Origin of the sequence: Micromonospora sp. NPDC049171 (genome assembly GCF_040648275.1) — a bacterium.
Taxonomy (GTDB): Bacteria; Actinomycetota; Actinomycetes; order Mycobacteriales; family Micromonosporaceae; genus Micromonospora.
This window is the reverse complement of the sequence record NZ_JBEZDJ010000022.1, coordinates 90,111-112,951: the sequence shown is the minus strand read 5'-3', so window position 1 is coordinate 112,951 and position 22,841 is coordinate 90,111. Positions and strand designations below refer to the sequence as shown.

At 72.5% G+C, this 22,841-nt stretch carries 25 protein-coding genes; 18 read left to right on the top strand and 7 right to left on the bottom strand.

All coding sequences use genetic code 11. The annotated features are described in order from the left end of the window. Positions 1 to 23: 23 nt before the first annotated feature. The 5 genes from ctaD to AB0B14_RS25910 form a co-directional block, all read right to left on the bottom strand. A complete protein-coding gene (ctaD, locus tag AB0B14_RS25930; protein WP_357074249.1) occupies positions 24 to 2,015 on the bottom strand; it encodes a cytochrome c oxidase subunit I in 1,992 nt (663 codons plus the stop codon). Positions 2,016 to 2,139: 124 nt separating this feature from the next. Next, positions 2,140 to 2,868, bottom strand: a complete 729-nt coding sequence (locus tag AB0B14_RS25925; RefSeq protein WP_357074247.1) for an STAS domain-containing protein — start codon at positions 2,866 to 2,868, stop codon at positions 2,140 to 2,142. A 112-nt stretch (positions 2,869 to 2,980) separates the two neighbouring features. Next, positions 2,981 to 3,427 (bottom strand): DUF4383 domain-containing protein, encoded by a 447-nt coding sequence (locus AB0B14_RS25920; protein ID WP_357074391.1) that lies wholly within the window; start codon positions 3,425 to 3,427, stop codon positions 2,981 to 2,983. Positions 3,428 to 3,568: 141 nt separating this feature from the next. Continuing rightward, positions 3,569 to 4,726, bottom strand: coding sequence for a glycosyltransferase (locus AB0B14_RS25915; protein WP_357524677.1), 1,158 nt, complete (start codon positions 4,724 to 4,726; stop codon positions 3,569 to 3,571). Between the two features lie 25 nt (positions 4,727 to 4,751). Next, positions 4,752 to 5,768 (bottom strand): glucosyl-3-phosphoglycerate synthase, encoded by a 1,017-nt coding sequence (locus tag AB0B14_RS25910; RefSeq protein WP_357074241.1) that lies wholly within the window; start codon positions 5,766 to 5,768, stop codon positions 4,752 to 4,754. A gap of 193 nt (positions 5,769 to 5,961) precedes the next feature. Between AB0B14_RS25910 and AB0B14_RS25905 the strand changes: the two genes are divergently transcribed. The 8 genes from AB0B14_RS25905 (at position 5,962) to AB0B14_RS25870 (ending at position 15,363) form a co-directional block, all read left to right on the top strand. Continuing rightward, positions 5,962 to 6,972 (top strand): Gfo/Idh/MocA family oxidoreductase, encoded by a 1,011-nt coding sequence (locus AB0B14_RS25905; protein WP_357074238.1) that lies wholly within the window; start codon positions 5,962 to 5,964, stop codon positions 6,970 to 6,972. Continuing rightward, positions 6,965 to 8,053, top strand: coding sequence for a zinc-binding dehydrogenase (locus AB0B14_RS25900; protein WP_357524675.1), 1,089 nt, complete (start codon positions 6,965 to 6,967; stop codon positions 8,051 to 8,053). The genes AB0B14_RS25905 and AB0B14_RS25900 overlap by 8 nt, the downstream gene beginning before the upstream one ends. A gap of 55 nt (positions 8,054 to 8,108) precedes the next feature. Beyond that, on the top strand, positions 8,109 to 9,941 hold the full coding sequence (locus AB0B14_RS25895; RefSeq protein ID WP_357524673.1) for an ABC transporter ATP-binding protein: 1,833 nt from the start codon (positions 8,109 to 8,111) through the stop codon (positions 9,939 to 9,941). 122 nt (positions 9,942 to 10,063) lie between these two features. After that, positions 10,064 to 12,355, top strand: coding sequence for an accessory Sec system translocase SecA2 (secA2, locus tag AB0B14_RS25890; RefSeq protein ID WP_357074228.1), 2,292 nt, complete (start codon positions 10,064 to 10,066; stop codon positions 12,353 to 12,355). Positions 12,356 to 12,537: 182 nt separating this feature from the next. Then, the gene (locus tag AB0B14_RS25885) at positions 12,538 to 13,278 is read left to right on the top strand and encodes a GAF and ANTAR domain-containing protein (RefSeq protein ID WP_357524671.1); all 741 of its coding nucleotides are present in this window, start codon (positions 12,538 to 12,540) and stop codon (positions 13,276 to 13,278) included. A gap of 259 nt (positions 13,279 to 13,537) precedes the next feature. Then, a complete protein-coding gene (locus tag AB0B14_RS25880; RefSeq protein ID WP_357074222.1) occupies positions 13,538 to 14,029 on the top strand; it encodes a DUF2231 domain-containing protein in 492 nt (163 codons plus the stop codon). 62 nt (positions 14,030 to 14,091) lie between these two features. Beyond that, positions 14,092 to 14,286: a helix-hairpin-helix domain-containing protein gene (locus AB0B14_RS25875; RefSeq protein ID WP_357524669.1), complete on the top strand. Its 195-nt coding sequence runs from the start codon at positions 14,092 to 14,094 to the stop codon at positions 14,284 to 14,286. A gap of 318 nt (positions 14,287 to 14,604) precedes the next feature. Beyond that, positions 14,605 to 15,363, top strand: a complete 759-nt coding sequence (locus tag AB0B14_RS25870) for a class I SAM-dependent methyltransferase (RefSeq protein ID WP_357074216.1) — start codon at positions 14,605 to 14,607, stop codon at positions 15,361 to 15,363. Positions 15,364 to 15,488: 125 nt separating this feature from the next. On the opposite strand, the gene AB0B14_RS25865 is transcribed toward AB0B14_RS25870, so the two are convergent. After that, positions 15,489 to 16,439: a DUF3500 domain-containing protein gene (locus tag AB0B14_RS25865; RefSeq protein WP_357074213.1), complete on the bottom strand. Its 951-nt coding sequence runs from the start codon at positions 16,437 to 16,439 to the stop codon at positions 15,489 to 15,491. 32 nt (positions 16,440 to 16,471) lie between these two features. Further along, positions 16,472 to 16,864 (bottom strand): ankyrin repeat domain-containing protein, encoded by a 393-nt coding sequence (locus tag AB0B14_RS25860; RefSeq protein WP_357524667.1) that lies wholly within the window; start codon positions 16,862 to 16,864, stop codon positions 16,472 to 16,474. A gap of 82 nt (positions 16,865 to 16,946) precedes the next feature. Here AB0B14_RS25860 and AB0B14_RS25855 point away from each other — a divergent pair, with 82 nt between their 5' ends. The 10 genes from AB0B14_RS25855 to AB0B14_RS25810 all read left to right on the top strand — a co-directional run bounded on the left by AB0B14_RS25855 (position 16,947) and on the right by AB0B14_RS25810 (position 22,815). Then, positions 16,947 to 17,324, top strand: a complete 378-nt coding sequence (locus AB0B14_RS25855) for a signal peptidase I (protein WP_357524665.1) — start codon at positions 16,947 to 16,949, stop codon at positions 17,322 to 17,324. A 109-nt stretch (positions 17,325 to 17,433) separates the two neighbouring features. Beyond that, positions 17,434 to 17,889 carry a cysteine dioxygenase family protein gene (locus tag AB0B14_RS25850; RefSeq protein ID WP_357074204.1) on the top strand — a complete coding sequence of 152 codons (456 nt, stop codon included), beginning with the start codon at positions 17,434 to 17,436 and terminating at the stop codon, positions 17,887 to 17,889. Between the two features lie 46 nt (positions 17,890 to 17,935). Then, positions 17,936 to 18,424 carry a rhodanese-like domain-containing protein gene (locus tag AB0B14_RS25845; RefSeq protein WP_357074201.1) on the top strand — a complete coding sequence of 163 codons (489 nt, stop codon included), beginning with the start codon at positions 17,936 to 17,938 and terminating at the stop codon, positions 18,422 to 18,424. 50 nt (positions 18,425 to 18,474) lie between these two features. Then, positions 18,475 to 19,023 carry a winged helix-turn-helix domain-containing protein gene (locus AB0B14_RS25840; RefSeq protein WP_357074198.1) on the top strand — a complete coding sequence of 183 codons (549 nt, stop codon included), beginning with the start codon at positions 18,475 to 18,477 and terminating at the stop codon, positions 19,021 to 19,023. Between the two features lie 248 nt (positions 19,024 to 19,271). After that, entirely contained in the window at positions 19,272 to 19,877 is a 606-nt protein-coding gene (locus tag AB0B14_RS25835) for a winged helix-turn-helix domain-containing protein (RefSeq protein WP_357524663.1), read from the top strand. 41 nt (positions 19,878 to 19,918) lie between these two features. Beyond that, on the top strand, positions 19,919 to 20,605 hold the full coding sequence (locus tag AB0B14_RS25830; protein ID WP_357524661.1) for a uridine kinase: 687 nt from the start codon (positions 19,919 to 19,921) through the stop codon (positions 20,603 to 20,605). A 163-nt stretch (positions 20,606 to 20,768) separates the two neighbouring features. Then, positions 20,769 to 21,167, top strand: a complete 399-nt coding sequence (locus AB0B14_RS25825) for a TraR/DksA C4-type zinc finger protein (RefSeq protein WP_357074189.1) — start codon at positions 20,769 to 20,771, stop codon at positions 21,165 to 21,167. A 48-nt stretch (positions 21,168 to 21,215) separates the two neighbouring features. Beyond that, positions 21,216 to 22,088 (top strand): DUF72 domain-containing protein, encoded by an 873-nt coding sequence (locus AB0B14_RS25820; protein WP_357524659.1) that lies wholly within the window; start codon positions 21,216 to 21,218, stop codon positions 22,086 to 22,088. Positions 22,089 to 22,208: 120 nt separating this feature from the next. Beyond that, on the top strand, positions 22,209 to 22,394 hold the full coding sequence (locus tag AB0B14_RS25815; protein ID WP_357074184.1) for a hypothetical protein: 186 nt from the start codon (positions 22,209 to 22,211) through the stop codon (positions 22,392 to 22,394). Beyond that, the gene (locus tag AB0B14_RS25810; protein WP_355029128.1) at positions 22,387 to 22,815 is read left to right on the top strand and encodes a DUF2267 domain-containing protein; all 429 of its coding nucleotides are present in this window, start codon (positions 22,387 to 22,389) and stop codon (positions 22,813 to 22,815) included. The genes AB0B14_RS25815 and AB0B14_RS25810 overlap by 8 nt, the downstream gene beginning before the upstream one ends. The last annotated feature ends 26 nt before the right edge of the window (positions 22,816 to 22,841 follow it).

Sequence of the window (22,841 nt, the reverse complement as noted above, 5' to 3'; positions counted from 1 at the left end):
TCGGCCCTCTCGGCGTACGCCGATCAGTGTTCCTCGGGGTTGCCGTCGCTGTGCGGGTGCCGCCAGCGTTCGTGCGGCTTCGGCGCGTCCTCGGCGTCCTTGGGCGCGTCGCTCTGCTCGAAGCTCGGCCGGCGGACGCCCTCGGGCTCCGGCACATCCACCGGCCGGGCACCCGAGCGTGGCGCCGGCTGGTAGTCGGTCGCGTCCCGGGCGCCGTGCGCGCCCTCGGCGGCCGGCGACTCCGGAGTGTGGTGCTCCATCCGCAACTCCTCGGCGAAGTGCTGCGGCGGCTTGGTGGTGCGCTGCGGCAGGTCCCGGCCCAGATCGGCGACGAGCGGGCCGTACTTCAGGTCGAAGGCGGGGCGCTCGGAGCGGATCCGGGGCATCCGGTCGAAGTTGCGCAGTGGCGGCGGGCAGCTGGTGGCCCATTCGAGGGAGTTGCCGAAGCCCCACGGGTCGTCCACCGTCACCACCGCGCCGTACCGCCAGGACTTCCAGGCGTTGTAGATGAAGAACAGCGTGGACAGACCGAGGATGAACGCGAAGATGCTGGAGACGGTGTTGAGCGTGGTGAATCCGTCGCTGGGCAGGTAGTCGGCGTACCGCCGGGGCATGCCCTCGGCGCCCAGCCAGTGGTGCACCAGGAAGGTGCCGTGGAAGCCGATGAACATGGTCCAGAAGTGCGCCTTGCCGAGCCGCTCGTCGAGCAGTCGCCCGGTCATCTTGGGCCACCAGAAGTAGTAGCCGCCGAAGAGGGCGAAGACCACCGTGCCGAACACCACGTAGTGGAAGTGCGCCACCACGAAGTAGCTGTCATGGGTGTGCCAGTCGACCGGCGGGCTGGCCAGCAGCACCCCGGTGAGGCCACCGAGCAGGAACGTGACCAGGAAACCGATGGCGAACAGCATCGGCGTCTCGAAGGTGAGCTGGCCCTTCCACATGGTGCCGATCCAGTTGAAGAACTTCACGCCGGTGGGCACGGCGATCAGGTAACTCAGGATGCTGAAGAACGGCAGCAGCACCTGGCCGGTGGCGAACATGTGGTGCGCCCAGACCGTCATGGACAGCACGGTGATCGCGACGGTGGCCAGCACGATCCCGGTGTAGCCGAACAACGGCTTGCGGGAGAAGACCGGGATGATCTCGGTGATGATGCCGAAGAACGGCAACGCGATGATGTACACCTCGGGGTGACCGAAGAACCAGAACAGGTGTTGCCAGAGCATCGGCCCGCCGGTGACCGCGTCGTACACGTGCGCGTTGAGCAGACGGTCGGCGGACAGCGCCAGCAGCGCGGCGGCCAGCAGCGGGAAGACCAGGATCACCAGCACGCTGGTGAACAGCATGTTCCAGGTGAAGATCGGCATCCGGAACATGGTCATGCCGGGCGCGCGCAGGGTGAGGATCGTGGTGATCAGGTTGACCGCGCCGAGGATGGTGCCGAGCCCGGAGAGCACCAGGCCGAGCACCCACATGTTCGCGCCCACCCCGGGGGAGTTCTCGACGCTGCTCAGTGGGGTGTAGGCGGTCCAGCCGAAGTCGGCCGACCCCTGCGGGGTGAGGAAGCCGGCGACCACCATCAGCCCGCCGAACAGGTAGAGCCAGTAGGCCAGCGCGTTGAGCCGGGGGAACGACACGTCCGGTGCGCCGATCTGGATCGGCACGATGAAGTTGGCGAACCCGAACGCCGCAGGCGTGGCGAACAGCAGCAGCATCACCGCGCCGTGCGAGGTGAAGAGCTGGTTGTACTGCTCCGAGGAGAGGAACTGCAACCCCGGGCGGGCCAGCTCGGCGCGCATCAGCATCGCCTGCAACCCCGCCAGCAGGAAGAACCCGAAGGAGGTCAGCAGGTACAGCAGGCCGATCTGTTTGTGGTCGGTCGTCGCGAGAAACTTGATCAACGAGCTGCCGGGGACCGGTGCTCGTACCGCTCCGGGGAACCCCCCGAAACGGGCCGGTGCCAGGATCGCCGGGCCCCGATCGCGACCGGGTTCCGTGGTTACCCGCTTGGGCATGGCTGCTCACCCCGTCGTGACGGCAGAAAGGACGGGCGTGCCTACCCGACCTTCCCACCATGTAACCAGGCCAGAGCGGTAATTTCGGTCAGATCGCCGGTACCGGCGCAGGCACCCCGAACGCTCACGTTGCCGGCAGCATCGCCCAGACGGCCTTACCCTGACCGGCCGGCACGCTGCCCCAGCGCTGGGTCAGCTCGCGTACCAGCAGCAGACCCCGCCCACCCTCGGCGCGCAGGTCCGTTTCGCCGGGCCGGGCCTGGGCGCGGCTGCCGTCCACCACCGCCAGGTGCAGGTAGGGCCGGCGCAGGGTCACCGTCACCTGCATCGGTGTGCCGGCGTGCCGGACCACGTTGCCGACCAGTTCGCTGAGCACCAGCGCGGCCGGGCCGGACGCGTCGGGCAGATTCCACCGCGCGCACGCGTCGGTGACCAGCTCCCGGGCGCGCCGGCAGGCCCCGGCCACCGGCTCCAGCCGGGCCCGCATCCGCAACGTGGACATCGCGCCGGCCACCCGGGTCGCTTCGGCGCAGTCCGGGGACACCGGGACCACCCGGCAGGTGGCCGTCTCGGCCAGCCACCGTTCGACGACCGGCGACGGGGAACACAGCACCACCGGTACGGCCGGCCACTCCTCGGCCCGGCGGGCGGTCGCGGCGAACACCGACAGCGCCAGCCGGTCCCGGACGTCGACCTCGGTCAGATCGACCACCAGCGCCTCGGTCTGTTCGACGAGAGCGTCGTTGAGCGCCTTGTGCACCGACCGCATGGTGCCCAGGTCCAGTGCGCCGCGGAGCCGGACGACCGCCACCGGTGCCGTGGAGCGCACGTCGCAGGTGATCCGGCTGGACATCTCGGGCCCTCGATTCGCTACTGGGTCGGGATCTGCCAACTACCCGAGCCCCTGCCGCGCCAAACCGGGGCCGGCGGCGAGGCGACGCAGGTCACGGCCCGCGACGGCAGCGTCACCGACGGGTGCGCCCGGTCAGGACACCCAGGGCGATCATGCCCAGGCCGAGGCCCAGGTGCAGCCAGCCGTCCGCGTCGTTGACCGGCAGGACGTTCGCCCCGGTGTCGTGGTCCGCCGCCAGCCCGTAGAGCCACAACACCAGGTAGACGGCACCGCCGCCGATCAGGAACGTCCGGGCGCCCCGGACCGTCCGAGCCAGCACCAGACCGGCCACCCCGAACGCCAGGTGCACCAGGTTGTGCAGCACCGACACCTGGAAGACACCGAACAGGTACGCGCCCGAACCGTGCCCGGCGAACCGCAGGGCGTCCGTGCCGCTGGTGATCCCCGGCACGAAGCCGAGCGCGCCGATCAGCAGGAACAGCACCCCCACCGAGGCCGCCGCACGGCGTACCGGCGGCTTGCCGTCGGCCGGGTTGGGGCGCGCCCGGGAGTGCGCCATCGGTCCGACCATCACCGGCTCCTCGCTGCGCGGCGGGCATGAGGCTGCGGGGCTACCCGCTGCCGCCACCCCCAAACCGCCGCGCCGGGGCCGTGCCGCCGTGCCGTGCCGCCGTGCCGCCGGTCTCGGCCGTGCCGCCGGTCAGGCCGGGAGCAGCCTCGGCTCGCTGGCCAGTTGGCGGACCCGCTCGTACAGCTCCAGGTAGCGCTGCGCCATCACCGCCGGGGTGAACCGCTGCGCGGCCACCCGCCGGCACTCGTCGGGGTCGAGCAACTCGGCTCCGAGTACGAGGTCAGCCAGCTCCTCCTCGTCTGTGGTGAGCAGGCCGGTACGGCCGTGCTCGATCAGCTCCGGTAGGCAGCCCCGGGCGGTGGCCACCACCGGCGTGCCCAGGGCCAGTGACTCCACGACCGCCGTCCCGCCCGGCTCCTCCCAGCGCAGCGGGAACAGCGACGCGCGGGCGTTGGCGAGCAGGTTGTCGCGCTCCTGACCGGCCACGGTGCCGATCCAGCGGACCAGGTCGCCATCGATGTGCGGCGCCACCTCGTCGAGGAAGAACCGCACGTCCGGGTTCTGGCGGGCCTCGTCGCCGGCCGCGGCGAGATCGGCCGGCCGATGATACGGACCGACCGGGCCCGCCAGCACCAGCGGAAAGCCGACGCGATGCGCGAGACGGGCGCCCACGTCCTGCCCCTTGCCCGGGTTGATCCGGCCCAGGATCAGCAGGTACTTGCCCTTGGCCGGCATGGGCCTGCGGTCGGCGTCGACGGCGAGCGGGGTGGACAGGTGCACGTGCCCCACCGAGTGCTCCCGCAACGCCAGTGGGGCTCGGGCCAGCTGCGACGCGGAGACGCCGTTGACCCGGACCCGGTCGCCGCCGTCCAGTCCGCCGTAGAGCGCCGGGTGCTTGGCCAGGTCCCAGTGCAGGGTGTGCAGGGTCGGCGGACCGGCCGGGCCCATCGCGGCGAGAGTGGCCAGCCCGACCGCCTCCACGTGGTCGTGCACCAGGTCGATGTCGTCGCGGGCGTGCAGCTCACGGACCACCCCGGCCAGGTGCGCCTGGGCGATCCCGCAGACCTGGTTGTACGGCCGCTGCAGGGCGGCGAACTGCCCGTCGGCGAAGACCGACACCTGTTCGTCCACCGGCAGGGTGCTGCTGCCCACCGAGGCGAGCACCACTCGCACACCGAGTCGCCGCAACTCCGGCACCAGCGTGGCGATCACGTTCTCGATACCGCCGTAGCCGGGCGGCGGCACGGACAGCCACGGGCCGGCGTTCATCAGCACAGTGAGGCTCATCGGGCCCGCCCCGCACTCCTCGCGCTCACGCGGCGGCCACCCGGCGGCGGGGCATCCGGTGGCGCAGCTCGGCCAGCGGGGGGCGTTCCTCGATGGACACGTCGCTGACCACGATCTCGCGGTCGAGGTTGGGCAGCGTGTCGGAACCGCCCCGACGGAACTGGGTCAGCAACGCCTCCGGCGCCAGCCCGGGGGCCGCCCACCCGCGCCGCTGCAACCGGGACCAGGCGGTCAACATGATCTGGGCGGACATCCGGCCGAGAGCCGCCGTGTCCTGGTGCCGGTGCTTGCGCTCACCGAGGTCGACCTGCGCCATCGCGTCCAGGCCGACCAGGTCGAGCAGATCGATCATCATGGCCGTCTCCACCCCGTACCCGGAGACGAACGGCACCTGGGCCAGCACGTCCCGGCGGCCCGCGTACTCGCCGGCCAGCGGCTGCACGAAGCCGGCCAGCTCGGGCCAGAACAGGTTGAGCAGGGGTCGGGCCATCAGCTCGGTCACCCGGCCCCCGCCGTCCTGCTCCACGCTGGCGGCGCCCACCAGGGGCCGATGGTAGAAGCCCTTGACGAAGTCGACCGAGGGGTCGGTCAACAGCGGACCGAGCAGCCCACTCACGAAGTGTGGGCGGAACTCCCGCAGGTCGGCGTCGATGAACGCCACCACGTCACCCTCGGCGGCGGCCAACCCGGCCCAGAGCGCGTCGCCCTTACCGGTCAGCCGGGGCAGCCCACGGGTCATCGCGTCCTGGCTGACCACCTCCGCCCCGGCGGCGGCTGCCACCTGGGCGGTGCGGTCGGTCGACCGGGAATCCACCACGATCAGCTCGTCGACCAGGGCGACCCGATCCATCAGGTGCTCCCGGATGGTCGACACGATCGCGCCGACGGTGGCCTCCTCGTTCCGGGCCGGCAGCACCACACTGACCCGGGTCGATCCCTTGGCCCGCAACAGTCGACGTGCCGGCCAGTCACCGGCCGACGTCGTCCGGTACGTGGCCCACGCCTCCACCACCGGTGACACGCTCGTTGTCATATCCCGCACGGGCACCCCTCCGTTCGTGCGTGGAAAAACCGAATTTGGTTGTTCCCATCCGCCAGCACGCTCTAACCGCTTTCTTGGCAACAGCTTGATCACAAGGGTGACGCTCACGCGTTCCCGGGGGATGAACGTTTGATTGCGCACACCCCAGGGGACTGCTCCCATCGCAAGAGAAACGTCGGTAAAGGGGTGTCGGATGCGTGTATGCCGGGTCGGTCTGGTCGGAGCGGGTGGGGTGGCACAACGCCACGCGCGGGTGCTGGCCGCCTTCGACGACGTCGAGGTGGTCGCCGTCACCGACGTCACACCGGAGGCGGCGTCCGCGCTCGCCGCCCAGCACGGCGGGCGCTCCTGCGCCGACGTCGCCGAGCTGCTGGCCACCGGCCCGGACGCGGTCTACGTCTGCGTGCCGCCGTTCGCGCACGGCCCGGCCGAGGAGGCCGTGCTCGCCGCCGGCGTGCCGATGTTCGTGGAGAAGCCCGTCGCGGTCGACCTCGACACCGCCGAACGGATCGCCGACCTGGTCGCCCGCAGCGGGCTGCGCACCGCCGTCGGCCACCACTGGCGTTACCTGACGGTGCTCGACGAGGCCCGCGAGTTGCTCGCCGACCGTCCGGTGCGGATGGTCAGCGGCGCCTGGCTGGACAAGGTGCCCCCGGTGGCGTGGTGGTCGCGGCGGGACCGCTCCGGCGGCCCGGTGGTCGAGCAGGCCGCCCACGTGCTGGACCTGATCCGGGTGCTGGCCGGGGAGGTCACCGAGGTCACCGCATACGGCAACGGCACACCGCCGCCGGTCGACGGCGCCGACATCGACTCGGTGACCACCGCCGCCCTGCGCTTCGCCGACGGCGCGGTCGGCACGCTCAGTGCCGCCTGCGTGCTCGGCTGGAAGCACCGCGCCGGTGTGGAGATCCTCGCCGACGGGCTGGCCCTCGCCCTCACCGAGGACGGCCTGACGATCCGCGACGCCGACGGTGAACGACACATCCCCGCCGACCCGGAAGCCGCCCGGGTGGCGGTGGACCGCGCCTTCGTCGACGCCGTACGCGGCATCGGCGACGACGTCCGCGTCCCGTACGCCGAGGCCCTCGCGACCCAACGACTGGCCCTCGCGGTGGCCGACTCGGCCCGCACCGGCGCGACCGTGCGGCTCGCCACCCCCACCGCGCCGGCGGCGCTCAGCGCGGGGGTGACCGTCGATGCGTGACAAGGTCGTGGTGGTCACCGGTCCCGGCCGGGTGGAGCTGGAGGAGCAGGACGCCGCCCCGCTGCGCCCCGGCACGTTCCGGGTCGAGACGCTGTTCAGCGGCGTCTCGGCCGGCACCGAGCTGAGCTACGTCAAGGGCACCAACCCCTACCTCAACGTCACCTGGAACGCCGACCTGGGGCTGTTCCAGCCGGGCGCGGCGAGCACCCCGTACCCGGTGACCCGACTGGGTTACATGCAGGTCGGCCGGGTCGTGGAGAGCGAGACCCCGGCCGTCGCGGTGGGCACGGTCGGCGCGATGACGTACGGGCACCGCACCGGCTGGCTGGCCGACCCGGTCGCCGAGCGGTTCGTGCCGCTGCCCGACGACCTGGATCCGCTGCTCGGCGTCTACGTGGCGCACATGGGCCCGATCTGTGCCAACGGTCTGCTGCACGCCGCCGCCGACCTGCACGGCGTCGACGTCCGCACGCTCGGCGACGGCGTACGTGGCCGACGGGTCGCCGTGGTCGGCGCGGGCGTGGTGGCGCTGCTGACGGCGCTGTTCGCCCAGCGCAACGGCGCTGCCTCGGTGGTGGTGCTCGACCCCACCCCGCAGCGCCGCCACGTCGCCGAGGCGCTCGGCCTGGAAACCCTCGACCCGGACGGGGACGATCCGGCCGTCGTGCTCAAGACCCGCTGGGCGCACACCGCCGGTGATCGGGGCGCCGACGTGGTGTTGCAGTGCCGGGGGCAGGCGTGGGCGTTGCAGCTCGCGCTGCGGCTGCTGCGGCCCCAGGGCACCGTCATCGACCTCGCCTTCTACCAGGGCGGCGCGGACGCGGTCCGGCTCGGTGAGGAGTTCCACCACAACGGCCTGTCGCTGCGCTGCGCGCAGATCGGCCGGGTGCCGCGCGGGCTCGCCCCCACCTGGGACCGCGAGCGGCTCTCCGCGGAAACCGTCGACCTGCTCCGGACCTACGGGGACGTGATCCGCAAGCACGTCGTCTCGGCGGTGGTGCCGTTCGACGAGGCGCCCACCCTGCTCACCGACCTGGCCGAGCGTCGCCGCCAGGAGCAACAGGTGGTGCTGTCCGCCTGACCCGCCGCACCGGAGCGCGCCCGCCGGGGTGACGGGGCGGACTACCGTTCCCGGCATGAGCACCTCGACGCGCGGGTCGGCCGGCGGCACCTCGGCGGCCGGATCGGCCGGCGGCACCTCGACGGACCGGCCGGCCGGCGGCACCGCCGCGGATCGGCCGGTCGGTCTCGGTGCGCTGCTGCCGTACCTGCGGGAGCACACCGGCACCCTGGTCGTGGTGGGCGTGTTGTCGCTCGTCGGCGCGGCGGCGTCACTGGCGCAGCCGCTGCTCACCCGGTCGGTGCTCGACCGGATCGGCGCCGATGACCCGGTGGCCGACCTGGTGGCGGTGCTGGTGGCCCTCGTGGTGCTCGGCGCGGCGATCGGTGGGCTCCGCGACTACCTGCTGCAACGCACCGCCGAAGGGTTGGTGCTGGGCACCCGGCGCCGGCTCGCCGGGCACCTGCTGCGGCTGCCCATCGCCGAGTACGACCGCCGACGTACCGGTGATCTGCTCTCCCGGGTCGGCTCGGACACCACCCTGTTGCGGGCGGTCGTCACCTCCGGGCTCTTCGAGACGGTCACCGGGGCGGTGACGGTGGTCGGCGCCGGCACCGCCATGGTGCTGCTCGACCCGCTGCTGTTCGGCGTCACCCTGCTCGGGGTGGCGCTGGGGCTGGGCTTCGCCGCCACCTTCGCCCGCCGGGTCCGGGCGCTGGCCCGAGCCGCCCAGGAGCGGATCGGCGAGATGACCTCGGCGGTGGAACGGGCCATCTCGGCGGCCCGGACCATCCGGGCCAGCCGGGCCGAGACCCGGGAGACGCAGGCCGTCACCGGCAGCGCGCGCGAGGCGTACGAGGCGGGGCTGCGGGTGGCCCGGGTGCAGTCACTCGTCGGCCCGATCGGTTCGATCACCGTGCAGGGCGCGTTCCTGCTGGTGCTGGGCATTGGCGGGGCGCGGGTCGCCGCCGGGGCGATCTCCGTCGGTGACCTGGTCGCCTTCGTCATGTACCTGTTCCTCCTGGCGCTGCCGCTGGGTCAGGTGCTGCGGGCGTACACCCAGTTGCAGTCCGGGCTGGGTGCCCTCCAGCGGATCGAGGAGATCCTCGCCGTGCCCGCCGAGGGCGCGGACGACCCGCCGGCGACCGCCGCCGCGCCGACGACCCCGCGCCGGCCCGCTCCGATGATCGAGTTCGACCGGGTGAGCTTCGGCTACCCCGGCGGTGAGCCGGTGCTGCACGAGGTCAGCTTCGCCGTGCCCGCCGGTACGCGTACCGCGTTGGTCGGCCCCTCCGGCGCCGGCAAGTCGACGCTGCTCGCCCTGGTCGAGCGCTTCTACGAGGTGAGCGCCGGGGCGATCCGCATCGACGGCAACGACGTGCGGGCCGTGCCTCGCGACGTGCTGCGGGCCCGGCTCGGCTACGTCGAGCAGGAGGCCCCGGTGCTGGCCGGCACGCTGCGGGAGAACCTGCTGATCACCACGCCGGACGCCACCGACGACCGGCTGCGCGAGGTCCTCGACGAGGTCAACCTGGGCCACCTCGTTCAGCGCACCCCGCAGGGCCTGGACGTGCAGGTGGGCGAGGGTGGGGTGCTGCTCTCCGGGGGTGAGCGGCAGCGGCTGGCCATCGCCCGCGCACTGCTGGCCGGCCCGCCGGTGCTGCTGCTGGACGAGCCGACCAGCAACCTCGACTCGCGCAACGAGGCCGCGCTGCGCCGCGCCATCGACGCGGTGGCCGTCCGCCGCACCCTGTTGATCGTGGCGCACCGGCTGGCCACGGTTGTCGACGCCGATCAGATCGTCGTCCTCGACGGCGGTCGGGTGGTGGCCGTGGGCACCCACACCGAGTTGACCGCCACCGACCCGCTCTACCGGGAGCTCGCCAGCCACCAGCTGCTGGTCGGCTGACCGTCTCCCTTCGGACTCGACGCGTTCCCTCCGGCGGGGGTCGGCCTGCTCAGTCCGCTCGGTGTCGACTTGCCGGCGGCCGGGCCGCGCAAGCCGGCCGGAATCGCGTACCGTTGCCGCTCATGGGTGTGTCGCAACGGTTCAAGAGCAAGTTCCGGCGCTTCCTCCAGCGCCCCGGCTCGACCGTGGATCTTGCTCCGCTGGAGAAGCTGCTGCCGGCGATCGAGGCGCGTGCGGATGATCTCGCCGCGCTCGACGACGCCGAGTTGACCGAGGCCGCGGGTGCCGCCGTCGGTTATGAGGAGATCTGCGCCGTCGGCCGCGAGGCCGCCCGCCGTGGCCTCGACCAGCGGCCGTACGACGTGCAGCTGATCGGCGCGATGTCGCTGCTCTCCGGCAAGGTCGCCGAGATGGCCACCGGTGAGGGCAAGACGCTGACCGCCACCATCGCCGCGTACGGGCACGTTCGGCTCGGCAACGGGCCGGTGCACGTGCTCACCATCAACGACTACCTGGCCCGCCGCGACGCCCAGTGGATGGAGCCGGTCTACACCCTGCTCGGCCTGACCGTCGGCTGGGTCAACGAGGCCTCCACCCCGCAGGAGCGGCGCGAGGCGTACGCCTGCGACGTCACCTACGTCTCGGTGAGCGAGGCGGGCTTCGACTACCTGCGCGACCAGCTGGTCACCGACGTGGCAGACCGGGTGCAGCCCGCGCTGGCCACCGCAATCGTCGACGAGGCCGACTCGATCATGATCGACGAGGCTCGGGTGCCGATGGTCCTCGCCGGCGCCGTGCCGGGCGAGCAGGATCCGGTGCACGCCGCCGCCGCGCTCGTCCGCGGCCTGCGCAAGGGCAAGCACTACACGGTCGCCGAGGACGGGCGCAGCGTGGCGTTCACGTCCGCCGGCCTGGCCGCCGTCGAGGCCAAGCTCGGCATCGACCTGTACGACGAGGAGCACGTCACGCAGCTCTCCGCGGTGCACGTGGCGCTGCACGCGCACGCCCTGCTCAACCGTGACGTGGATTACATCGTCCGGGACGGCTCGGTCGAGCTGGTCGACGAGATGCGCGGCCGGGTGGCCCAGCGCCGCCGCTGGCCGGACGGGCTCCAGGCGGCGGTCGAGGCCAAGGAGGGCCTGGACGCCACCGCCGAGGGTGAGGTGCTCGGCACGATCGCCGTGCAGGCGTACATTGCGCTCTACCCGAAGGTCTGCGGGATGACCGCCACCGCGGTCTTGGTCGGTGACCAGCTGCGGGAGTTCTTCGGCCTCGAGGTCGCGGTGATCCCACCGAACACCCCGTGCATCCGTGAGGACGAGCCGGACCGGATCTACGCCACCCGGGCGGAGCGGGACGAGGCGCTGATCGACGAGATCCAGCGCTGGCACGCCAAGGGGCGGCCGATGCTGATCGGCACGCTGGACGTCAAGGAGTCCGAAGGGCTGGCCGCCGGGCTCAACGCCGCCGGGGTGCCCTGCGTGGTGCTCAACGCCAAGAACGACGACGAGGAAGCGGCGATCATCGCCGAGGCCGGCGCGTACGGCGCGGTGACCGTCTCCACCCAGATGGCCGGCCGGGGCGTCGACATCCGGCTCGGCGGCAGCGACCAGAGCGACCAGGAGCGCGTCGCCGAGCTGGGCGGGCTCTACGTGATCGGCAGCGGCCGGCACGACAGCCGTCGGGTGGACGACCAACTGCGCGGCCGGGCCGGCCGGCAGGGCGATCCGGGTGGCTCAGTCTTCCTCGTCAGCCTGGAGGACGACCTGGTCGTCCGGCACGCCGCCGACTCGGTGCCGCCGTCGCCACGGATGAACGCCGACGGCCTGGTCACCGACGAGCAGGTGGACTACGCGGTGGAGCACGCCCAGCGGGTCGCCGAGGGCGTCAACCACGAGATCCACCGCAACACCTGGCGCTACAGCGTGGTGATCGAGCAGCAGCGCAAGGCGCTCGCCGCCCGCCGGGAGCGGCTGCTGACCAGCGACGTGGCCGCGGTCATGCTGCTGGAGAAGGCACCGGAGAAGGCCAGCGAGATGGACGAGGACCTACTCGCCCGCGTGGCCCGCTCGATCGCGCTCTTCCACCTGGACCGGCTCTGGGCCGAGCACCTGGCCGAGCTGTCGGAGGTCCGGGAGGGCGTGCACCTGCGCGCGCTGGGCCGGCTCGACCCGCTGGACGAGTTCCACCGGGCCGCCGTACCGGCGTTCAACGACCTGATCCCGGAGATCGAGGCCCGCACCCTCGCCACCTTCAACGAGACCGAATTCGATGAGGACTGGCAGCCCGACGACGGCACCCTGGTCCGGCCCACCGCCACCTGGACGTACCTGGTGCACGACAACCCGTTCGGTTCCGAGCTCGATCGGTTGATCGCGTCGATCGGTCGACGACTCAGCGGCGCCTCGCGCTGACTCTGGCAAGATCAGGGCCCCTGCCACCGTGCGTCCACGGCGGCAGGGGCCCTGCTTGCGCCGTTTCGACCCGGGTCACGCAGGGTAGTAGGGCTGGTCGGTTACGTCGGGAGAGAGCAGACGATGACACAGGTGACGATGCCCGCTGGGCAGGCGCGAGGGTGCACGGAGGCTGCGGACCGGTGAACCTCGACACGCGGGAACCGGCGGTGCAGAGTCTCGGCGTCCTGGAAACCGCCGCACTGTTGCGGGAGTTGACCGCCGGCCTGATCGCGCTGACCGATTTTGATGAGGCCCTGCTGGCGCTGGTCCGGGTCACTCGGGACGCGGTGGCCGGGGTGCGCTGGTGCGGGTTCACCGCCCTGCGCGCCGGCGAACCGGCCGGCGTGGCCGCCTCCGACGAGCGGCTGGCCGGCCTGGACGACCTGCGACACGGGCCGGACTCGCCGGCGATGAGCGCCATCCATCGCCGCGAGATGATCCTCGCCGCCGACCTGGCCGGTGAGGCCCGTTGGCCGGTCTGGACGGCACGCGCCCGCGACCTCGGCGTACGCGGGGTGATCTCCGCGCCGGTCGACATCGACGACCAGGTGATCGGGGCGATCAACCTCTACGCCGGTTCCCCGGACGTCCTGACCCCACAGCACCAGCTGACCGCGATGCTGCTCGCCGAACACGCCGGCCTGCTGCTGGCCGCCGTCCGGGACCGCAACCGGCAATTCGTGCTCGCCGGCGAGCGGGACGCCTCGCTGCTGAACGACGGTGTGGTGGGCCAGGCCGTCGGCGTGATCATGACCCAGCGCGGCTGCCCGCCCGCCGAGGCCCTCGAGGTGCTGCGTGCCGCCGCGTCGTCGCTGGACATCCCGCTCCGGGAGGTGGCCGAGCGGCTCGTCCGGACGGTCTCCCGCCAGCGCGACACCTGACCGCTCGGCCGGTCGGTCCGCTTGGCCGGTCGGTCCGCTCGGCCGGTCGGTCCGCTCGGCCGGCCGTTGATCGACTCGGGTTTCCTGAAGTCGGGGTGTCCGGGGCTCGTGGATGACCCGGCTTTCTGAAACCGAGTCGATCACTCCCGCCTGGTGCCCGTTCTCCCCGCTGGTGAGGAGTCGGGCGGCGTCGTTTCCGGGTGACCGGGCTGGGGTAGCACTCTGGGTCAGGTGAGGTGCGCCGACCCGGGGAGGATCCATGCAGAGCCGGCTGCGCGTGCAGGGCCACCCCATCCAACCGATGCTCGTGACGTTCCCGCTCGGGCTCTTCGTCAGCACGGCCGTCTTCGACCTCACCGACGTCCTCGGCGGGCCAGCCTTCCTGGGAGAGGTCGGCTACTGGACGGCCGTCGCCGCCCTTGTCGCCGCCGCCCTGACCGCGGTGGCCGGGATGGTCGACCTGTGGGACGTGCCCGGTGATCACACCCGCCGCACGGCGGTCGCCTTCAATCTGGTGAACACCGTGATGGCGGCCATGTTCCTGCTCACCTGCCTGGTCCGGTCGCACTCCCCGCAGCGCGGCGCGTCCGCCGCGATCCTGATCACCGAGCTGGTCGCACTGGCCGTCGGCGGGGTCGGCGTGCACCTGGGCGCCCGGCTGATGCGCCAGTTCGACACCGGCCGCGCCGAGGCCGGCGGCCTGGACACGCTCGCCGGCTCCACGGTGGAGATGTCCCGCCCACGCCCCTGATGCGGAGCCGGGGTCCGCCGCGCGGAGCCGACCGTGTCGGAGTTGGTCACTACCATCCGCGCATGACCTCGCCGCTGGACACACTTCCGAAGATCGGCGCGCCCGCGACGCGTGCCCTGCACGCCGCCGGCTACACCACGCTGCGCCAACTCGCCGGCGTCCCCCGGTCGGAACTGGCCAAGCTGCACGGCATGGGGCCCAAGGCGCTCGGCATCCTCCAGGCCGTCCTCGAAGAGCACAACCTGGGGCTGGACTGAGGTCTGTCACCGCCAGCCAACACCCGTACCGCCTCTCGCGTCGCCGCCCGCCCGCTCGCCGCGACCGGGAGACGTAGCCCACGACGGTCGGGTCTTCTTCCGCTCAGCCGCCGGGCCTGCCGGCCCGGTCTGACCTGACCCCGCCTGGCCTGGCCTGGCCTGGCCTGGCCTGGCCTGGCCTGGCCTGGCCCGGCCCGGCCTGACCCGGCCCGGTGAGCGTGCTCGGGCCGCTGACTTTCCCGGTCTGCCGGGCCCGCTCGGCCGGGCAGTGGGCAATTGAGTTGCCGGCCGCGTTGCCGGCCGGCGAGGCTGATCGCCGTGAACGCCAAGGATGAGGGCGAGGAGTTGATCGCGCAGGGTGCTGCCGCGCCGGTCGACGGTTGGGGTTTCGGTTGGCTTGCCGGCCGGGCCACCGAGGAGCGTCCACCGTGGGGGTACGCCCGGCTGGTCGCGGACCGGATGGCTCGCGCCGACGCGGCACTGGACGTGGACACCGGCGGTGGGGAGGTGCTCGCCGAGGTGCCGCGTCCACCGAGGCTGCTGGCGGCGACCGAGGGCTGGCCGCCAAACGTGCAGGTCGCCCGGCGGACCCTGCGCCGGGTGGGTGCCACAGTGGTGGCGGTCGCACAGGACGGGCCGTTGCCGTTTCGCGACGCCTCCTTCGATCTGGTGGTCAGTCGGCACCCGGTGCGTACCGACTGGGCGCAGACGGCGCGGGTGCTGCGACCCGGCGGCACGTTCCTGTCGCAGCAGATCGGGGCGGGCACCATGCGGGAGTTGAGTGAGGCGATCCTCGGTCCGCTGCCGCCGCCGACCCAGCGGCACCCCGAGCACGCGGTTGCCGCTGCCGAGGCCGCTGGCCTGCGGGTGGTCGACCTGCGTCGGGCCACCCTGCGTGCGACCTTCGCCGACGTCGGGGCGGTGGTGTGGTTTCTGCGCAAGGTGATCTGGACGGTGCCCGGTTTCACCGTCGACCGCTACCGCGACCAACTACGCGCCCTGCACGACCGCATAGCCAGCGAGGGCCCCTTCGTGGCGCACGCCCAGCGCTTCCTCGTCGAAGCCACCCGCCCCTGACCCCCAAGCGCCGTCGATCATGGAGTTGTGGTGCCGAACAGAAGCCGCGCACCGGGGCAAGTCACCCACCACAACTCCATGATCGACGCCAGGTGGGGGCGGGGGTGGGGTGGGGTGGGGTGGGGTCAGTGTTTGTGGGTTTGGTGGTGGCTGGCCAGGATGTCGGCGCCGAAGTCGCTGGCGGGGCGGCGCAGCACGGTGTGTGCGTGGTTGCCGTCGGCGCTCGTGTTGTCGTACTCGATCAGCAGGTCGTCGCCCTGCACCCGGTAGTAGTGCCGCTGGCCGGGCGTCGTGGGGCCGGCCCAGGCGAAGTGCAACTGGCCGGCACCGAGGCGCGCCGCCTCCCGCACGGCCAGCTCGGGCGGCAGTCGGTCCAGGTAGACCGCGACCACCTGGTCGAGCAACGCGCGGCCGGTCGGCCCCAGCCGGGCGGCCGACACGCCGAGGGGTTCCAGCGGCCCGTCGACCTGCCCACGGGTGGCGCTGATGATGTCCGCCGGAGCCTCGTCGGCGATGATCGCGGCGCCCCGCTCGGCCGGCCCCAGCGCGTCGAGCAGTGCCCGGGCGAGGTCCTCCTCGACGCCGAGTGGGCGGGAGACCGGGCGGCCCGCGTACCGGACCGCGGCCGGGTTGGCGCCGAAGAAGATCGGCGCGGGGGAGACCTGGTCGTCCACTACTGTCATGTTCACCGACAGGTGGTGTCCCTCCAACCGCCACGCCCAGCGGTCGTCGCGCGCCGGATCGCCGAAGACGGCCACCCAGTAGTCACCGCTGTGCCGCCCACGTTGCCAGTCCTCGGCCCGGTCCAGCACCTCCTCCAGCGAGATGATCGCCATCGCCTGCGCGTACGCCGAGGGGCTGAGCGCGGTGGCCAGCAGCCGGTGCGCGGCCTTGCGGCCGGCGATGTCGAGCTCGGCGAGGCAGACACCGGGTCGGGGTCGGGGCCGGTATTCCAACCAGCGTCGGGCCGGCTCGTCGTCGAACGGGTGCACGGCGCTCTCGCGGGCGGCGGGGTCGAGCGCGGCCAGCAGTGAGGTGCTGGCGGCGCGCATCTGCTCGGGCAGCGGATCTTCCACCGACCCTGTATACCGGCATGTCGGCGTCGGTGTCAGCCGGCGTGCAGCAGCGCCACCATCTCCGGTAGGTCGAAGAACGTCGCGGTCTCCAGGGCCGACGGGTTGCCGTGTGCCGGGTCGGCGCCGGCGGCGAGCAGCGCGCGGACCGCCTCGGTGCTGCTGCGGAAGACCGCGGCGGCCAGCGCGGTCTGGCCGCGGTCGTTGGCCCGGGAGTGGTCGGCGCCGCGATCGAGCAGGGCGGCCACCGTGTCCGGGTGAGCATGGTACGCCGCCAGGATCAGCAGCGTGTCGCCCTTGTCGTTGGTGAGGTTGACGGGCAGGCCGGCGTCGAGCTGCGCGGCCAACTCCTCGGTGGAGCCGGCCCGGGCCAGGTCGAACATCCGGTGCGCGAACGCCAGCGTCTCGGCGTCGAGGTGGTCGGTCACCGGTCCAGGTTAGTCGCCGCGGTCCTGATAGGTTGCTCGGCCGGCGCCTAGTTGCTCGGCCGGCGCGCGGGGAGAGGGTCCGATGGCTGAGACGGTGTACGTGGGCAACGCGGGCGTCGACGGTGCCACCAACGCCGGCTGGCTGCTGGGGCACTTCGCCCCGCCGGGGGAGATCCGGCACAGCACCGACGTCGAGGTGAAGTGGGGCGTGCACCCGCCCGGGCAGGCCCGCTCGCGGTGGGCGACCGGGGAACGGCGTACCACCCTGCTCGTCCTGGTCGAGGGGTGTTTCCGGGTGGAGTTGCCGGACCGGACGGTACGGCTGGCGGCGCCCGGCGACTACGTGGTGTGGGGTCGGGGCGTGGACCACTCCTGGTACGCCGAACGCGCGTCGGTGGTGCTGACCGTGCGGTGGCCCTCCGTGCCCGGCTACCGGGTGGGCTCTCCGGTCCTGCGCTGATCGTCGGGGGTGAGTCGGCGTCCCATCAGGCGGTATTACCTACTAAACCTATAGGCTTTGCCGTCTAGAGTACGAGGGCACCCCGCCGAACGACCCGCGAGGAACCGCCATGACGCACCGCCGCCCGGAGCCCGACCTGCTCACCGTCGCCGCCCGGTGGGCCGACCCGGCTGGCTGGCCGGTCGCCCTGCGCTTCGACCCTGCCCAGCGGTGGTACGCGCGCCTCGACGTCGGCGACGACCACGAGGTGTGGGCGCTGAGTTGGCTGCCCGGGCAGGGCACCGACCTGCACGACCACGGTGGCTCCGCCGGAGCGTTCCGCGTCGTCCACGGCGCGCTCACCGAGGAGACGGTCGGCGCCGGTCGGCTGCGCCCACGGCTGCTGGCCGCCGGCGTCGGTCGTCGCTTCGGCCCCCGACACGTGCACCAGGTGACCAACCAGGGGTCGATGCCGGCGGTCAGCGTGCACGTCTACCGGCCGGCGCTGCTGCGGATGACCCGCTATCACCTCGTCGACGGACGACTGCGGGTCGCCGAGGTCGCCGAGGCCGGCCGGTCCTGGTGAACGCCGGCCACGCACGATCCACTCCTGTCACTGGAAGGAACCCATGATGCAGCTAACCGCCGAGCACTGTCCGGCCCCCGTGCCGCCGCCGGGATCTCGGGGCATCGACGAGATTCTGGGCGCCGCGCGCGCCCGCCTCAACCGGCTGGACCCGGAGCGGGCACACCTGGCGTACCGGGCCGGAGCGCTGCTTGTCGACATCCGGCCGGCCGCGCAGCGGGCCGCGCACGGCATGGTGCCGGGCTCGCTCGTGGTCGAGCGCAACGTGCTGGAGTGGCGCTTCGACCCGCGCTGTCCGGCCCGGCTGCCGCAGGCGGTCGACTACGACGTGCCGGTGATGATCCTCTGCCAGGAGGGCTACACCTCGTCGCTGGCCGCCGCCGCCCTGCAGGACATCGGCCTGCACCGGGCCACCGACGTGGCGGGTGGGTTCGCCGCCTGGCGGATCGCCGGTCTGCCGGCCCTCGGCCCGACCCCGCTGCACCGCACCACCCCTCTCGCGCCCCCGGTCAACGCCGGGTGGGCGCGCCACTGACTGTCACGCCCCACCGGGCGTGGCAGGCGTACCGCCACTCAGGAGGCACCATGTCCGTCGTCGCCATCCCCGCTCGCCGTCACCACGGGCTGCGCCCGGCGCGGCCGCGCACCGCACCGACCCTGACCATCACCCTCGACCTCGTCCCCGGGCCGCTGAGCCCGCGGCTGGCCCGGCTCGTGCAACTGCTCGGTGAGCTTGCCGAGTCGGGGGAGGGTGAGCTGCGTACCGTCGAGAACGTCGCGCCGGGGCCGCGACCGGTCCCGATCCCGGCCAGCGCCGAGCCGCCCGCCGACCCGGACCACGTCGACATCCTGGCCGGCTCGCGGCTGGTCCGCCGCGGCGGCCGGGTCGTCCCGCTGACCCGCATCGAGTACGAGTTGCTGCTGTTCCTGGCCGAGCGGCCACGCCGGGTCTTCACCCGCCTCCAGCTGCTGTCCAGCGTCTGGGGTTACGAGCACGCGGTGGCCCGGACCGTGGACGTGCACGTGCGCCGGCTGCGCGCCAAGCTGGCCGGCACGGAGTTGGTCACCACCGTCTACGGGGTCGGCTACCGGCTGGCCGACGAGGCGCGGATCAGCGTGGACCACAGGCGCTGAGCGCCGGGCCGGCGGTCGTGTGAACGCCCAGGTGAACCGGACGGGGACCCCCGTATCGGCCCATCGTGTGGGCTCTGCTGTAATCATCTGACCTCACACGCAGAGCGAGCACCTGGCTCCGATGTGTAAGTCAATTGTCACAGTCATGCAACGCGGCCGCCCCTTGACCCTCGCCCGAGCGCCGGGAACCATCGATGAAGCGGCGTCCCGGGCCGTGGGGAGATACCCGGATCAGCCCAAGGAGGACCATGTCGGTCAGCCCTGCCTCGTCGCGCGCCGGATGGCATACGTCCCAACCCTCGGTGCCCGGTCGACCTCCCGGCGGCCAACGTCGCCCGGCGAACACCGCCGCGCCCGTGCTCACCGTGACGCTGTCCATCCCGCTGGCCTCTGAGGAGTCGCTGACTCCGGCGGCACGCCGGCTGCTCGAAGCCGCCCGCGAAATGCTGGAGCGGGGCGAAGGTGTGATCATCGGGGCCGTCCCGGCCGAACGCCGGCCCGACCAGGCGCCCACCAACCGGTCGCCGGCCCTGGCGCTCAGCCCGACCATTCCGGCCCTGCACATCCTCGCCTCGTCCCGCTCGGTGCTGCGCGACGACGAGCCGCTGCCGCTGACCCGGCTGGAGTTCGACCTGCTGCTGCACCTGGTCGCCCACCCGCGCCGGGTGTTCACCCGGCTGCAACTGCTCAACGCGGTCTGGGGCTACGAGCACGCCGGCGTCCGCACCGTCGACGTGCACGTGCGTCGGTTGCGCGGCAAGGTCGGTGTGGACGTACCGCTGGTCACCACCGTCTACGGCGTGGGCTACCGGCTGGCCGACGACGCCCGGGTCACCATCGACCGCACGGGCTGACCGGCGTCACCGACCCGCCCGGCACGGGGCAGGATGGTCCGGTGCGCATCCGCCCCATCTCGCCCGACCTGCTCGTCGACGAGCTGGCCAGCCGGCTTGCCGACGCCGCGAGTCGCGCCGCGACGGACGCCGCGAGTCGCGCCGCGACCGGTGCCGCCCGGGCGGCCCGGCTGCGGGTGGCGGTGGACGGCGCTCCCGCCGCCGGCGCCGACGACCTGGCCGCCGCGCTCGTCGACCCCCTACGCGCCCGGGGTCGTCCGGTGCTGCACGTCCGCGCCACCGACTTCCTCCGCCCCGCGTCCCTGCGTTTCGAGTTGGGCCGCACCAACCCCGACTCCTTCTACGAGAACTGGGTCGACGAGGCCGGGCTGCGTCGGGAGGTGCTCGACCCGGCCGGTCCGGGCGGCACCGGGCGGCTACTCCCGTCCCTCTGGGACGCCGACGCCGACCGGGCCAGCCGCGCCCGGTACGTACAGCTGCCACCCGGGGGTGTCGTCCTGGTCAGCGGCCCACTGCTGCTCGGCGGTGGCCTGCCCTTCGACGTCACCGTCCACCTGCAGTTGTCCCCGGCGGCACTGCGCCGCCGTACCGACCCGGCCCAGGAGTGGGCGCTGCCCGCCTTCGACAGGTACGCCGAGGAGGTCGTTCCGGCGAGCTTCGCCGACGTGGTGGTCCGGGCCGACGACCCCCGCCATCCGGCGCTCGTGGAGGCCGACGGCGACGCCTGACAACAGTCGGGAAACCGTCGGTTTGTTCGGCTCGTCCGGCGGGTACTCGCCCGGCTCACAGGGCGCGGGTGACCGCCCGCGTACCGAACGCGACCGTGACCGGGGCACGACGCCGCCGGCACCCGGTTCCCGTGAGCCACAGGCCCAGGAAAGGCAGGCAGCGATGCTCGTCCACGACACGGTCGGTACCACCCGTCCCCAGGCGGAGATCGACCAGATTCGGCTCTCCCTGCAGGCGCGCTACGACGAGCTGACCGCCGAGTACGACCAGGCCGTGCTCCAGAGCCAGGTGCTGCGGCTGGTGGAGGTCGGCGACACCGCCGGCGACGACCAGGCCGACAGCGGCACCAAGACGGCCGAGCGGGACACCGCGCAGTCGCTGTTGCGTACCATCCTCGACCGCCGCGCCCAGTACGAGCACGCCCTCGGCCGGCTCGCCGAGGGCACCTACGGCTGGTGCGAGGGGTGCTCGGCGGCGATCCCGGTGGAGCGGCTGGAGATCTTCCCGGCCGCCACCACCTGCGTGTCCTGCAAGCAGACCCGCGAACGGCGAGCGGCCTGAGCGACACCAGCGGTTGCCGGTCGGTCCACAACGCGATGGACTTCACCCATGGGTGACATCCTGGTGGGCACCGCGTCCTGGACCGACCGCACCTTGCTGGACTCGGGGTGGTATCCGCAGACCGCGGACACCCCGGAGAAGCGACTGGCCTACTACGCCCGCACGTTCCCGCTCGTCGAGGTGGACGCGACCTACTACTCCCCGCCCGCCGAGGCGACCGCGAGGCTGTGGGCCGAGCGCACCCCCGAGGGTTTCACCTTCAACATCAAGGCGTTCAGCCTGTTGACCGGGCATCCGACCCGGGTCAGCGCCCTCTACAAGGACCTGCGACCGGAGACCGACAAGAAGAACGTCTACCCCGACGACCTGCCCGCGCAGGCCTACGAGGAGGTCTGGACGCGGTTCCTGTCCGCCCTGGACCCACTCGTCGAGGCGGGAAAGTTGGGCGCGCTGCTGTTCCAGTTCCCGCCCTGGTTCACCATCAAGCGGGCCAACAAGCAGTACCTGCTGGAGGTGGCGAAGCGCTGCGCGCCGCTACGCGCTGTCTACGAGTTCCGGCACGCCTCCTGGTTCGACGGCGACAACGCCGACGAGACGCTGACCTTCCTGCGCGAGCACAACCTGCCGTACGTCTGCGTGGACATGCCGCAGGGCCACCGCTCGTCGCTGCCCCCGGTGCTGGCCGCCACCGCGGACCTCGCGGTCGTGCGGTTCCACGGCCACAGCGACAAGTGGACAAGCAAGGACATCCACGAGAAGTTCGGCTACCACTACTCCAAGCGGGAGCTGGCCGACTGGGCGCCGAAGCTGCGCGAGCTGGCCGACCAGGCCGGCCAGACCCACGTGCTGATGAACAACTGCTACCGGGACTACGCGCAGACCAACGCGACGACCCTGGCCGGGCTGCTCGGCGCGGACTGACCGTCGGCTCACCCGATCGGGGTGGGGCCGGCTCACCCCGTCCGCCGGCAGGGTGGACACGGTGGGTGCGGCCGCCTGGGAGGGTGGCCGCCGCCGGAGACGACACGGAGGTGACGGGGGATGACGGTTCGAGTGGTGACGGATCGACGGCGTGGAGCCGTCCTGCACGTGGTCGGCACACCCGACAACGCCCGGCGCGCCCCGCAGGGCAGCCCGGTGCGGGCCCGCCGTGGCCCGGTGGGGCCGCCACGTCGCAGCGACGACCGACGGTGGGACAGCACGGAACGGGGGTCGACCGATGGCTGACGCGATGATCTCAGCGTTCGAATCGTCGTTGGACAAGACGAACCTCATTCTGAAGGACATCGAGAACGCCTACGGCTGGCCCAAGGATCGGCGCAACCAGTCGTACGCGGCGCTGCGCACGGTGCTGCACCTGCTGCGCGACCGGCTGCCGGTGGACGAGAGCGTGGAGTTCGCCCAGCAGTTGCCGGTGCTGGTGCGGGGCATCTACTTCGACGGGTGGGTCCCGTCGGACGTGCCGATCAAACTCAACCGGGACGACTTCCTCTACGAGGTCCGCCAGGGCTTCCCGTACGACGCGGAGGGCGGCCCGGAGCGGGTGACGCAGGTGGTGCTCGACACCCTGCGCCGACACGTCACCCAGGGCGAGTGGCAGGACGTGAAGGACACCATGCCCGCCGACCTGGCCACGATGATGCCCTGACAGCCTGACGCGTCCGAGCCCGCCCG

Coding starts and splice junctions, on each gene's coding strand:
- AB0B14_RS25905 (WP_357074238.1), top strand. CDS start 5,962: ATGCGTGTATGCCGGGTCGGTCTGGTCGGAGCGGGTGGGGTGGCACAA.
- secA2 (WP_357074228.1), top strand. CDS start 10,064: ATGGGTGTGTCGCAACGGTTCAAGAGCAAGTTCCGGCGCTTCCTCCAG.
- ctaD (WP_357074249.1), bottom strand. CDS start 2,015: ATGCCCAAGCGGGTAACCACGGAACCCGGTCGCGATCGGGGCCCGGCG.
- AB0B14_RS25925 (WP_357074247.1), bottom strand. CDS start 2,868: ATGTCCAGCCGGATCACCTGCGACGTGCGCTCCACGGCACCGGTGGCG.
- AB0B14_RS25815 (WP_357074184.1), top strand. CDS start 22,209: ATGACGGTTCGAGTGGTGACGGATCGACGGCGTGGAGCCGTCCTGCAC.
- AB0B14_RS25825 (WP_357074189.1), top strand. CDS start 20,769: ATGCTCGTCCACGACACGGTCGGTACCACCCGTCCCCAGGCGGAGATC.
- AB0B14_RS25820 (WP_357524659.1), top strand. CDS start 21,216: ATGGGTGACATCCTGGTGGGCACCGCGTCCTGGACCGACCGCACCTTG.
- AB0B14_RS25850 (WP_357074204.1), top strand. CDS start 17,434: ATGACGCACCGCCGCCCGGAGCCCGACCTGCTCACCGTCGCCGCCCGG.
- AB0B14_RS25880 (WP_357074222.1), top strand. CDS start 13,538: ATGCAGAGCCGGCTGCGCGTGCAGGGCCACCCCATCCAACCGATGCTC.
- AB0B14_RS25895 (WP_357524673.1), top strand. CDS start 8,109: ATGAGCACCTCGACGCGCGGGTCGGCCGGCGGCACCTCGGCGGCCGGA.
- AB0B14_RS25835 (WP_357524663.1), top strand. CDS start 19,272: ATGTCGGTCAGCCCTGCCTCGTCGCGCGCCGGATGGCATACGTCCCAA.
- AB0B14_RS25855 (WP_357524665.1), top strand. CDS start 16,947: ATGGCTGAGACGGTGTACGTGGGCAACGCGGGCGTCGACGGTGCCACC.
- AB0B14_RS25840 (WP_357074198.1), top strand. CDS start 18,475: ATGTCCGTCGTCGCCATCCCCGCTCGCCGTCACCACGGGCTGCGCCCG.
- AB0B14_RS25875 (WP_357524669.1), top strand. CDS start 14,092: ATGACCTCGCCGCTGGACACACTTCCGAAGATCGGCGCGCCCGCGACG.
- AB0B14_RS25920 (WP_357074391.1), bottom strand. CDS start 3,427: ATGGCGCACTCCCGGGCGCGCCCCAACCCGGCCGACGGCAAGCCGCCG.
- AB0B14_RS25900 (WP_357524675.1), top strand. CDS start 6,965: ATGCGTGACAAGGTCGTGGTGGTCACCGGTCCCGGCCGGGTGGAGCTG.
- AB0B14_RS25845 (WP_357074201.1), top strand. CDS start 17,936: ATGCAGCTAACCGCCGAGCACTGTCCGGCCCCCGTGCCGCCGCCGGGA.
- AB0B14_RS25810 (WP_355029128.1), top strand. CDS start 22,387: ATGGCTGACGCGATGATCTCAGCGTTCGAATCGTCGTTGGACAAGACG.
- AB0B14_RS25915 (WP_357524677.1), bottom strand. CDS start 4,726: ATGAGCCTCACTGTGCTGATGAACGCCGGCCCGTGGCTGTCCGTGCCG.